The following is a 10,658-nucleotide window of genomic DNA, read 5'->3' as shown; positions in this document are numbered from 1 at the left end:
CATGCGAATGGTCCAATTGTCCGACAAATTACAAGGGAGCCCCCGGATCGATTCGACATCGAATCGATGCAGGTCAACGTGCCACAAGGCGGCTAACGACGATTCCCCTACCGGCGTTGTCCGGAGTCCGAAACCGCGAACTATACACTTCATCCCGCGCGAGGCCCGCGCCGATCGACGTCGGCGCGGGCGGCACACCCGGCGCCGTCAGCTTAGAATCGACGGCGACCCATTTGCCGCCTCGTCAGGAGATCCCCAGTGCCCGTAGCGCCCGACCCGAACCCCTCCTTCGCGGCGTACGCCCATCCCGAACGACTGGTCACCTCCGAATGGTTGGGCGCTCACATCGGCGCACCGGGCGTCAAGATCGTGGAGTCGGACGAGGACGTGCTGCTCTACGACGTGGGCCACATCCCGGGCGCGGTGAAGATCGACTGGCACCTCGACCTCAACGATCCGGTGACCCGCGACTACATCGATGGCGAGGCCTTCGCGGACCTGATGAGCCGCAAGGGCATCAGCCGCGATGACACCGTCGTGATCTACGGCGACAAGAGCAACTGGTGGGCCGCCTACGCGCTGTGGGTGTTCACCCTCTTCGGCCACGAGGACGTGCGACTGCTGGACGGCGGCCGGGACGCGTGGATCGCGGAGGACCGGGGCACCACGCTCGACGTGCCGGAGAACCCTCGCACCGACTACCCGGTGGTCGAGCGCGACGATGCCGCCATCCGCGCCTTCAAGGACGACGTCCTCGGGCACCTGGGCAAGGGACCGCTGATCGACGTCCGCTCGCCCCAGGAGTACACCGGCGAGCGCACCCACATGCCCGACTACCCGGAGGAGGGCGCCCTCCGCGGCGGCCACATCCCGACCGCGGCGTCGATCCCGTGGGCAAAGGCCGCGGCGCCGGACAGCCGGTTCCGCTCCCGCACGGAGCTGGAAGAGATCTACGCCGCCTACGCGCCGACCGACGACGTGGTCGCGTACTGCCGTATCGGCGAGCGGTCGAGCCACACCTGGTTCGTGCTCACCCACCTGCTCGGCTTCGACAAGGTGCGCAACTACGACGGTTCCTGGACCGAGTGGGGCAACGCGGTGCGGGTCCCGATCGCCAAGGGTGAGGAGCCCGGAGAGGTCCCGGCGACCGCATGAGCCTGCCCGAACCGCTCGCCGAGATCGTCGACGACTTCGCCGCCGTCGACGGTCAGCAGAAGCTGCAGTTGTTGCTCGAGTTCAGCCGCGAACTCCCCGATCTGCCCGCCGAGCTCGAGCAGGCGGCGATGGAACCGGTCCCCGAGTGCCAGTCGCCGCTGTTCCTCTCGGTCGACGCCGCCGACAGGGAGCACGTGCGGTTGTACTTCAGCGCCCCACCCGAGGCGCCGACGACAAGAGGCTTCGCGTCGATCCTGCACCAGGGCCTCGACGGCCAGAGCGCCAAGGCAATTCTCGATGTCCCCGCCGACTTCTATTCGGCGCTTGGCCTCGCGGAGGCGGTGAGCCCGCTCCGGCTACGCGGGATGTCCGCGATGCTGACGCGCATCAAGCGACACCTCACGGACTGATCGAGACCTGCACACCGACCCGCCCGCCGGTAGACTCCCGGACGGGCGGGTCAGTGTTGTCCTCCCCATCCATCAGCACACCACTCGCAAGAATTGGATGTTGCCAATGGAATTCACCGAACTCTCCGATTACCCCATCTCCGCGGGCACCCTCACCGAGTGGCTCCCGTCCGCGCCCTTCGACGACGGATCGTCGCCCTGGTTCGACGATCCCCGGCCCGCGTCGTACGTGCACGAGGCTCGCCTGCGTCAGGCCACCCGCACCACCGGTCCCGAACACGGATCGTGGCTCGGGACAGCATTCGAGATCACCGGACAGCTCGACACCGCGGCCCTCGCACACGCGCTGAACGAGTGGATCGATCGGCACGAGGCGCTGCGAAGTCACGCGAGCATCAGCCCGACCACAGGCGCGGTCAGCCGTCACACGATCGAGACGGGGCGGGTTCGGGTCACCGCCCGCAGCCACGGCTACCGGACCAGCGGTGCAGAGAACCACGCCGACCTGGCCGAGCTGTTCGACGGCTGCACGTCCCCGCTGTCCTGGCCCTCGTATGCCTTCGCCACGCTGGTGCCGCCCGGCCCCGACGATCGCTTCACCGTGTTCCTCGCGGCCGACCACGCGATCATCGACGGCCTGTCCGTCGTGATCGTCGCGCAGGAGATCGAGGCGCTGTACCGGCAGGCCCGCGGCGGCATCGACGCCGACCTGTTCCCGGTGGGCAGCTACGTGGACTTCGGGGCCCGTGAACGGGACACCGCGGCCGAGCTGGACCCCGGCCACCCGGTGGTCGAACTGTGGCGGTCGACCCTCGATCACTGCGGCGGGACCCTGCCCGAGTTCCCGCTCGACATCGGCGCCGCCGACCCCGGCCCGGTGCCGCAGAGCGGCGTGTCCGCGTGGGCGCTCGACGCCGACGGCGCGGACGCGTTCACGCTCGCCTGCCGCAAGCTCGGTCACAGCTTCTTCGCGGGCACCCTCGCGTGCCTCGGCATCGTCGGAGCCGAGCTCGCGGGCGAGCCGCGATTCGAGGCGGTCACCCCGATGCACACCAGGAACGACCCGCAGCTGGCCGCGTCGGTCGGCTGGTATGTGGGACTCGGCCCGATCTGCTTCGACGTGTACGGCGCCCAGTCGTTCGGCGAACTGGCGGCGCGCGCGCAGGCGCAGATCGCGGCGGCGAAGCCCGCGGCCCGGTATCCCTACGAACGGGTCAGTGAGGTCCTCACCACCGCGGCCAGGCCGCGATTCGTCGTCTCCTACATGGATCTGCGCTTCGTTCCTGCGGCGACGCAGTGGCCGGAATGGAACGCGCGGGCCCTGCGGAGCAAGCAGTACGAGCACGACGTGCACATCTGGGTGAACCGAACCCCTCGAGGTGTGAACATCGCCGCCCGGTACCCCGACACCGGTGAGGCGGCGGCCAACGTCCACCGCTATCTCGGCCGGCTCCGGAACCTGATGGAGGAGGTCGTGGGCACCGGTACCTGCACGCTCGCGGACCAGATCACCCGGTGACCGGAAGAATTACTGGTCAGTAGGGTTTGGCCGCCCCACGGGGCCTTCGCGACGAATTCGCTATCCGATTACATAGGGCCGGTGGGCGATGCCTACACTCCGATGTGATGCCCGTAACCACCCCGCCGGGTACGACCCCCGGAAGGGGATCGAACAGCGGGTACCCCTTGCGACAAACAGGAGGCTCAGTGCCCAGTCATGCCAGCGCGCACATCACCAAGGTGCTCGTCGCCAACCGCGGCGAAATCGCCGTGCGTGTGATCCGGGCGGCAGCGGACGCAGGCCTGGCCAGCGTCGCCGTGTACGCCGAGCCGGATGCCGACGCGCCGTTCGTGCGCCTTGCCGACGAGGCCTTCGCCCTCGGCGGCCAGACATCCGCCGAGTCGTACCTCGTGTTCGACAAGATCCTCGACGCAGCGAAGCGGTCCGGTGCCGACGCGATCCACCCCGGCTACGGCTTCCTGTCCGAGAACGCCGACTTCGCCCAGGCCGTCATCGACGCCGGGCTGATCTGGATCGGTCCCTCGCCGCAGTCCATCCGCGACCTCGGAGACAAGGTCACCGCCCGGCACATCGCCGAGCGCGCCAAGGCCCCGATGGCCGCAGGCACCAAGGACCCGGTCAAGAACGCCGACGAGGTCGTGGAGTTCGCCAAGCAGTACGGCGTCCCGGTCGCGATCAAGGCCGCCTTCGGTGGCGGTGGCCGCGGCATGAAGGTCGCCCACACCATCGAGGAGATCCCCGAGCTCTTCGACTCCGCCACCCGCGAGGCGATCGCCGCCTTCGGCCGCGGCGAGTGCTTCGTCGAGCAGTACCTCGACAAGGCCCGCCACGTCGAGGCCCAGGTCATCGCCGACCAGCACGGCAACGTCATCGTCGCGGGCACCCGCGACTGCTCGCTGCAGCGCCGCTTCCAGAAGCTGGTCGAGGAGGCGCCCGCGCCGTTCCTCACCGACGACCAGCGCGCCCGCATCCACTCCAGCTCCAAGGCAATCTGCAAGGAGGCCGGCTACTACGGCGCGGGCACGGTCGAGTTCCTGGTGCAGGGCGACACCGTCTCGTTCCTCGAGGTCAACACCCGCCTGCAGGTCGAGCACCCCGTCACCGAGGAGACCGCCGGCATCGACCTCGTCCTCCAGCAGTTCAAGATCGCCAACGGCGAGGAGCTGGAGTTCACCGAGGATCCGGCACCGCGTGGCCACTCCTTCGAGTTCCGGATCAACGGCGAGGACGCGGGCCGCGGCTTCCTGCCCGCCCCCGGTCCGGTCACCAAGTTCGTCCCCCCGACCGGCCCCGGCGTCCGCATGGACTCCGGCGTCGAGTCCGGCTCCGTCATCGGCGGCCAGTTCGACTCGATGCTGGCCAAGCTGATCGTCACCGGCGCCACCCGCGACCAGGCGCTCGCCCGCGCCCGCCGCGCGCTGGCCGAGTTCCACGTCGAGGGCCTCGCGACGGTCATCCCGTTCCACCGCGCCATCGTCGAGGACCCCGCGTTCATCGGCAACGGCGAGAGCTTCGACGTCTACACCAAGTGGATCGAGAACGAGTGGAAGAACACCGTCGAGCCGTTCACCGCCGGTGAGGCGCTCGACGAGGACGAGGCGCTGCCGCGTCAGTCCGTCGTGGTCGAGGTCGGCGGACGCCGCGTCGAGGTGTCGCTGCCCGGGCAGTTCTCGCTCGGCGGCGGCGGGTCCACCAACGGTGCCACCCGCAAGAAGCCGAAGCCGCGCAAGCGTGGCGGCGGCGCGGGCGGAGCCGCGTCCGGTGACGCCGTCACGGCCCCCATGCAGGGCACCGTCGTCAAGGTCGCCGTCGAGGAGGGCCAGGAGGTGGCCGAGGGCGATCTGATCGCCGTGCTCGAGGCCATGAAGATGGAGAACCCCGTCAACGCGCACAAGGCCGGCATCGTGACCGGACTGGCCGTCGAGCCGGGCGCCGCCATCACCCAGGGCACCGTCCTGGCCGAGCTCAAGTAGCTCGCAATCCAACGACGAACGCCCCGACCGCATCAGCGGTCGGGGCGTTCGTCATTACATCGAGAGACGGGAACGGCGAGTAGATGGAACCGATCGAGGTCAACGCGGGCGCCTGGTACCTGCGCGCGCTGCGCGCCGACGAGCGGGTCGACGACCGGCCCGCCCTCGCCGACGGCGGGATCGACGACCCTGACTACGTCGCCACCCGCACCGCGCAGTGGGCGTCCGACGAGCACTACTCGTGGGCGGTGTGCCAGCCGAACACCGGAGAGCTGCTCGCCGAGGTGGGCCTGACCCTGGACGGACCCAGGGCCGCGCTGGCCGGCTGGGCCCGTCCAGGGCACGAGGATGCGCTCGGTACTGCGACGACCGTCATCCGCCGGTTCGCCGAGGGCGCGTTGGAGCTGACTGTTACGTGAGCAGGTTCGTGCGCAGCGCGTCCCGGTCGGCCGCCGAGATCCCGAGGCCGTCCGCGAAGTAGCCCTCGAAGTCGCCGAAGCCGGAGCGAACCTGCTCGATCGCGGCCTCGAGGTAGGGCCTGCGCACGCCGAGGATCGGCAGGAGGAGGTCGGGGTTGCCGCCCGCGGCACGGAACTTGTCGAAGACCGGCTCGAACGAGGGCAGCAGCTGCTCGTTGGTCAGCAGGTAGTCCGCGAACGCGTCCTCCTCGCTGACCCCGAGGAACAGCAGCAGCGACGCCGACGCCCAGCCTGTCCGGTCCTTGCCGGTGGTGCAGTGGATCAGCGCGGGCGCGCCCTCCGCGCGCGCCAGGTCCGTGAACAGCATGCGGTAGGACGAGACCGCGCTGGGCAGGGTGACGAACTCTCCGTAGACCTTGAGCAGGAATTCGTTGGTGTCGCCGGTGCCGAGCAGCTGCTCCGCCACCTTCGGGTCGGTGAGGATGTGCTGCATCATCGCCGGGGCCGCGCTCGGGTCGGTGTCCGCGAGGACGTCCAGCGCCACCTCCTTCGCGCCGCTCGGGGCCCGGTCGGGCAGCAGCTCCCGCTCGGATTCGGTCCGCAGGTCGAAGACCGTGGTGATCCCCAGGGCGTCCAACGCGGCGACGTCACCGTCGGCCACGCGCCCGAGGTCGGTCGACCGGTAGACGACGCCGGTCCTGACCCGGGCCCCTTCTGCCGCCGGGTAGCCGCCGATGTCGCGTAGGTTGGGCACCGAAGGGATGGGAATGCCGGCGCCGACCGTGGAAGAAGTGCTCATATCAGCACGGTAGACCACGATCCCGCGCCGCTCTCAGGCCCGCCCGTAATTTCGTTCGATGTTTGAACGGATTTCATGGATGCTCGCCTTCTCGGCAAGCAGACGCGCGATACCCGCGTCCAACTGGCGACTGCGCTCGTCGAGCTTGGCCAGAGCGGCCTCGCGCTCGTCGTCCGATGGGTTCGGCTCGTCGCCGCACACGATGTGCAGCATCGCGGCCGCCTCGGACAACGTCAGACCCGATGCCAGCAGGCATCGGACATCGTCGACCGTCTTCGCGTCCTCGGGCGCGTAGCGGCGATAGCCGTTGAGGTCGCGGCCGGGCGAGAGCAGGCCGGCGCTCTCGTAGTGACGAAGCATCCGGGCACTCGCGCCCGTCACGGCACTCAGCTCACTGATCCGCATCAGCCCTCCACCCTTGACATTGACGTTAATGTCATACTTTACGTTGGCCGCATGACAAACGAAACGACTCGACCGAACGTGGTTCTCGTGGTTGCCCATCCGGACAACGACTCGGCCACCTGGGCCATCGGCCGCGCAATCGAGCAGGGCATCGAGACCGACGGGAACGCGACCGTCACGACGCACGACCTCTCTCGAGCGGGATTCGATCCCGTCTTCGGCGAGCAGGATCTCGCGCACTACCGGCAGGCCGGTGCCGTCCCCGCCGACGTGCTGCGGGAGCAGCGACTCCTTGATTCCGCGGACGTGGTCGTCGTCCTCTTCCCCGTGTACTGGTGGGCCATGCCCGCCCTCGCCAAGGGCTGGATCGACCGCGTGTTCACCCGCGGCTGGGCCTACGACGACGGCCCGGACGGCGGTCCGAGCGCGATCGACCAGCTGCACTTCGTCGGGGTCGCCGCCGTCGACGGCGGAACCTACGATCGGCGCGGCTACCGCGAGGCGATGACCACCCAGCTGCAGCACGGCATCGCGGGATACTCCCGAATCGAGGAGTCGTCCGTGCGGCTGCTCTTCGGAGCGGAAACCGATGACCCGCAGGTGCACGAGCACCTGATCGCCGAGGGCTACAAGATCGGCGCCGACATGGCGCAGCGTGCGCAGCTCGTCTTCGATCGGGCCGGCGAATCCTGAGCTGGGCGCCTACTACCCCCAAGCCCCCGCGACCTGCCGGGTGGCGGCGTTCACCCGATTCCAGACGTTCACCGTGGCGATCGACAGGATCAGCGACGCCAACTCCTGCTCGTCGTAGAGGTCCGCGGCCTCGTCCCACACCTGGTCCGGCACCGCGTCCGCCCGATCGCTGAGCCGGGTGACCGCCTCGGCCAGCGCCAGTGCAGCGCGTTCGGCGTCGGTGAAGTACGGAGTCTCCCGCCACGCCGCGACGGCGAACACCCGCTCGTCCGACTCGCCGCCCTTCTTCAGCTCGCGGGCGTGCATGTCGACACAGACGCTGCAGCCGTTGATCTGGCTGGCCCGCAGGTGGACCAGCTCGTGTGTGGTCTTCGGAACGGTGCCGCTCTCGCTCGCCTTGCCCAGCGCCAGCAACGCTTCCATCGCGCCTGGAACCACCATTGCCGGGTTGCCCATTCGTGCCTGCATAATGACCCCTCCAGTGTTGTCCGGGTTTTCGTCCGTCACAGTGATGACGGAACGCGACGGGAGAATGTGACAGATGGACGAGAACGACTCCTTGGCGCTGCGTTTCGAGGACCACCGCACCCATCTGCTGGCGGTGGGCTACCGAATGCTCGGCTCGTTCAGCGATGCCGACGACGCGATCCAGGAGACCTGGCTGCGACTGAGCCGGTCCGAGGCCGAGAGCCTCACGAATCTCGGCGGGTGGCTGACGACGGTCATGGGACGGGTCTGCCTGGACATGCTGCGCTCTCGCAAGGTCCGCCGCGAGGACTCCATCGACGACCAGCAGCTGCCCGATCCGATCGTCAGCGCGGTGGAGGGCACCGACCCCGAACACGAGGCGCTGCTCGGCGATTCCGTCGGCCTCGCACTGCTCGTGGTCCTGGACACCCTGACCCCCGCCGAGCGCCTCGCCTTCGTGCTGCACGACATGTTCGCGGTGCCCTTCGAGGAGGTGGCGGCCGTCGTGGGGAAGACCACCGCCACCACCCGGCAGCTCGCCAGCCGCGCCCGCCGCCGCGTCCAGGACTCGACCCCGGTACCCGATCCCGACCTCGCCCGACAGCGGGAGGTCGTGGACGCGTTCCTCGCCGCATCCAGGGGCGGCGACTTCGACGCCCTCGTCGCCGTCCTCGACCCCGACGTGGTGCTCAGGGCCGACACCGGCGTCGGAATCCTGAAGGTGGTTCGCGGGGCGGAGGCGGTGTCCGCGCAGGCGCTCAGCTTCGCGCGGTTCGCCCACTCGTCCGTGCCCGCGCTCGTCAACGGCACGGTCGGAATGGTCAACGCACCGGACGGCCTGCTGCAGTCGGTCATGGCCGTGACCATCACGAACGGCCGGATCGTCGAGATCCACATCCTCGCCGATCGCCCTCGCCTGGAGCGCCTCGAGCGGGAGGCAGCCAGGGGCTGACGCGCTACCGGCTCAGCAGCCGATCGAGCGCATCGACTGCGGCGTCGAGTTCGGCCACCGTCACCGTGAGCGGTGGCCGGAACCGGATGCCGCGCTCCCCCGTCGCCAGGATCAGCACGCGCTCGCGTTCGCGCATCTGGGTGACGAGGGCATCGCGCCTGGCGGTCGAGTCCAGGGTGCATGCGCACATCAGCCCCCGCCCGCGGGGGTCGGTCACGGTCGGGTGCCGCTCGGCCAGTTCGACGAGCCGCGAGAGCAGGTGCGCGCCGAGCAGCCGGGCCCGGTCGATCAGCCGGTCCCGTTCGATCACCTCGAGGATGCGGCGGGCCCGGACCATGTCGGCCAGGTTGCCGCCCCAGGTCGAGTTGATCCGCGAGGCCACCCGAAACACGTTGTCGGGCACCTCGTCCACGCGACCACCGGCCATGATCCCGCACACCTGCGACTTCTTCCCGAACGCGACCACGTCGGGCGCGAGCCCGAGCTGCTGGTACGCCCACGCGGTCCCGGTCAGTCCGACGCCGGTCTGCACCTCGTCGAGCAGGAAGAGGGCGTCGCGCTCGTGGCACAGCGCCGCCATCTGCTGGAGGAACTCGGGCCTGAAGTGGTGGTCCCCGCCCTCGCCCTGGATCGGCTCCGCGATGAAGCAGGCGATGTCGTCGGGATGTCGATCGAACGCCAGTCGCGCCTGTGCCAGCGCCCGCTCGTCGGCCTCGTCCGCGTCGCGGCCGGGCTCGAGGAAGGGGGCGTCGATGCGAGGCCAGTCGAACTTCGGGAACCGCGCGACCTTGTTCGGGTCGGTGTTGGTCAGCGACAGCGTGTACCCGCTCCGGCCATGGAAGGCGTGGGTCAGGTGCAGCACCCTGGTGCCGAGCGCCGGATCGAGCCCGCGGGCCTCGTTCGTCCGGCTCTTCCAGTCGAACGCCACCTTGAGCGCGTTCTCGACGGCGAGCGCCCCGCCGTCGACGAAGAACAGGTGTGGCAGTGCCGGGTCGCCGAGGACCCGGACGAAGGTGCGCACGAACTCTGCCATCGGCACGGTGTAGATGTCGGAGTTGCTCGGCTTGTTCACCGCGGCGGTGGTGAGCTCCGCCAGGAAGGTCTCGTCCGCCGCGAGGTCGGGGTGGTTCATCCCGAGCGCCGAGGACGCGAAGAAGCCGAACATGTCCAGGTAGGTGGTGCCGTCGCGCTGATCGACGAGCCGCCGCCCGTGCGATCGCTCCAGATCCAGGACCAGGTCGAAGCCGTCGACCAGCAGGCTCGCCCGCAGCACCTCGTGCACCTCGTCAGGGGCGAGGCTGGGGACGGGCCGAGAACGCCGGATCGCGGTGCTCATACCCCAAGATTATGTTAATAATCCTGTCAGAGTCACTAGTATGTGGAAAATTGTTCGGCACTTAGCTAGTCACCGTAAAATGTTTGCAGAATGATGGTGCTGCGCGTCCGTACGTTCGCGGTCGACCGGATCTCCTGCAGCAGCGCCTCGAGCGCCCGCGGCGACGCCACTCGCACCAGCAGGACGTAGCTCTCCTCCCCTGCGACCGAATGACAGGCCTCGATCCCCGGGATGTGCTCGAGGCGGGCAGGCGCGTCATCGGGACTGGACGGGTCGAGAGGGGTGATCGCGACGAACGCCGAGAGCTGGTTGCCCAGCGCTTCCGGATCGACCTTCGCGGCGTAACCCCGGATCACCTGACGGGCCTCCAGCCTGCGCACCCGGGTCTGGACGGCCGACACCGACAACCCCGCCTTCTCGGCAAGCGTCGCCAGCGTGGCCCTGCCATCGGCGATCAGTTCACGCACCAACAGGGTGTCGATCTCGTCCAGTGTGTCCGGCACCAAGGCAGGCTAACTCAGCGGAC

12 protein-coding genes are annotated in these 10,658 nt (G+C 69.0%); 7 read left to right on the top strand and 5 right to left on the bottom strand.

The features are described 5' to 3' along the window. Positions 1-258: 258 nt before the first annotated feature. The 5 genes from JOE46_RS25590 (at position 259) to JOE46_RS25570 (ending at position 5,479) form a co-directional block, all read left to right on the top strand. Positions 259-1,155 (top strand): sulfurtransferase, encoded by an 897-nt coding sequence (locus tag JOE46_RS25590; protein WP_097210513.1) that lies wholly within the window; start codon positions 259-261, stop codon positions 1,153-1,155. Further along, complete coding sequence (locus tag JOE46_RS25585) at positions 1,152-1,565, top strand: SufE family protein (protein WP_097210512.1); 414 nt, start codon at positions 1,152-1,154, stop codon at positions 1,563-1,565. Before JOE46_RS25590 ends, JOE46_RS25585 begins: the two co-directional genes overlap by 4 nt. Positions 1,566-1,671: 106 nt before the next feature. Continuing rightward, complete coding sequence (locus JOE46_RS25580) at positions 1,672-3,084, top strand: condensation domain-containing protein (RefSeq protein WP_097210511.1); 1,413 nt, start codon at positions 1,672-1,674, stop codon at positions 3,082-3,084. A gap of 188 nt (positions 3,085-3,272) precedes the next feature. Next, on the top strand, positions 3,273-5,060 hold the full coding sequence (locus tag JOE46_RS25575; protein ID WP_097210510.1) for an acetyl/propionyl/methylcrotonyl-CoA carboxylase subunit alpha: 1,788 nt from the start codon (positions 3,273-3,275) through the stop codon (positions 5,058-5,060). 83 nt (positions 5,061-5,143) lie between these two features. Continuing rightward, the gene (locus JOE46_RS25570; protein WP_209928827.1) at positions 5,144-5,479 is read left to right on the top strand and encodes a hypothetical protein; all 336 of its coding nucleotides are present in this window, start codon (positions 5,144-5,146) and stop codon (positions 5,477-5,479) included. Here JOE46_RS25570 and JOE46_RS25565 read toward each other — a convergent pair. After that, complete coding sequence (locus JOE46_RS25565; RefSeq protein ID WP_097210508.1) at positions 5,472-6,278, bottom strand: tyrosine-protein phosphatase; 807 nt, start codon at positions 6,276-6,278, stop codon at positions 5,472-5,474. The genes JOE46_RS25570 and JOE46_RS25565 overlap by 8 nt on opposite strands. Before the next feature lie 33 nt (positions 6,279-6,311). Beyond that, entirely contained in the window at positions 6,312-6,683 is a 372-nt protein-coding gene (locus JOE46_RS25560) for a MerR family transcriptional regulator (protein ID WP_209928826.1), read from the bottom strand. Between the two features lie 51 nt (positions 6,684-6,734). Between JOE46_RS25560 and JOE46_RS25555 the strand changes: the two genes are divergently transcribed. Continuing rightward, a complete protein-coding gene (locus tag JOE46_RS25555; RefSeq protein ID WP_097210507.1) occupies positions 6,735-7,376 on the top strand; it encodes an NAD(P)H-dependent oxidoreductase in 642 nt (213 codons plus the stop codon). 12 nt (positions 7,377-7,388) lie between these two features. Here the strand turns inward: JOE46_RS25555 and JOE46_RS25550 are convergent, their stop codons facing one another. After that, positions 7,389-7,844 (bottom strand): carboxymuconolactone decarboxylase family protein, encoded by a 456-nt coding sequence (locus JOE46_RS25550; RefSeq protein ID WP_097210506.1) that lies wholly within the window; start codon positions 7,842-7,844, stop codon positions 7,389-7,391. Positions 7,845-7,917: 73 nt separating this feature from the next. Between JOE46_RS25550 and JOE46_RS25545 the strand changes: the two genes are divergently transcribed. Further along, positions 7,918-8,796 carry a sigma-70 family RNA polymerase sigma factor gene (locus JOE46_RS25545; RefSeq protein WP_097210505.1) on the top strand — a complete coding sequence of 293 codons (879 nt, stop codon included), beginning with the start codon at positions 7,918-7,920 and terminating at the stop codon, positions 8,794-8,796. A 4-nt stretch (positions 8,797-8,800) separates the two neighbouring features. Here JOE46_RS25545 and lat read toward each other — a convergent pair whose 3' ends face one another. Both lat and JOE46_RS25535 read right to left on the bottom strand, forming a co-directional pair. Beyond that, complete coding sequence (gene lat, locus JOE46_RS25540) at positions 8,801-10,132, bottom strand: L-lysine 6-transaminase (protein ID WP_209928824.1); 1,332 nt, start codon at positions 10,130-10,132, stop codon at positions 8,801-8,803. A gap of 65 nt (positions 10,133-10,197) precedes the next feature. Then, positions 10,198-10,638, bottom strand: a complete 441-nt coding sequence (locus JOE46_RS25535) for an Lrp/AsnC family transcriptional regulator (RefSeq protein WP_097210503.1) — start codon at positions 10,636-10,638, stop codon at positions 10,198-10,200. Positions 10,639-10,658 lie beyond the last annotated feature (20 nt).

Source organism: Rhodococcus sp. PvR099, from assembly GCF_017833315.1.
Classification (GTDB): Bacteria; Actinomycetota; Actinomycetes; order Mycobacteriales; family Mycobacteriaceae; genus Rhodococcus_G; species Rhodococcus_G oryzae.
This window is presented reverse-complemented; position numbering and strand designations above follow the sequence as displayed.

Excerpts from the sequence above, each read along its gene's own strand:
- JOE46_RS25560 (WP_209928826.1), bottom strand. The coding sequence starts at position 6,683 with ATGCGGATCAGTGAGCTGAGTGCCGTGACGGGCGCGAGTGCCCGGATG.
- lat (WP_209928824.1), bottom strand. The coding sequence starts at position 10,132 with ATGAGCACCGCGATCCGGCGTTCTCGGCCCGTCCCCAGCCTCGCCCCT.
- JOE46_RS25585 (WP_097210512.1), top strand. The coding sequence starts at position 1,152 with ATGAGCCTGCCCGAACCGCTCGCCGAGATCGTCGACGACTTCGCCGCC.
- JOE46_RS25550 (WP_097210506.1), bottom strand. The coding sequence starts at position 7,844 with ATGCAGGCACGAATGGGCAACCCGGCAATGGTGGTTCCAGGCGCGATG.
- JOE46_RS25565 (WP_097210508.1), bottom strand. The coding sequence starts at position 6,278 with ATGAGCACTTCTTCCACGGTCGGCGCCGGCATTCCCATCCCTTCGGTG.
- JOE46_RS25545 (WP_097210505.1), top strand. The coding sequence starts at position 7,918 with ATGGACGAGAACGACTCCTTGGCGCTGCGTTTCGAGGACCACCGCACC.
- JOE46_RS25570 (WP_209928827.1), top strand. The coding sequence starts at position 5,144 with ATGGAACCGATCGAGGTCAACGCGGGCGCCTGGTACCTGCGCGCGCTG.
- JOE46_RS25580 (WP_097210511.1), top strand. The coding sequence starts at position 1,672 with ATGGAATTCACCGAACTCTCCGATTACCCCATCTCCGCGGGCACCCTC.
- JOE46_RS25555 (WP_097210507.1), top strand. The coding sequence starts at position 6,735 with ATGACAAACGAAACGACTCGACCGAACGTGGTTCTCGTGGTTGCCCAT.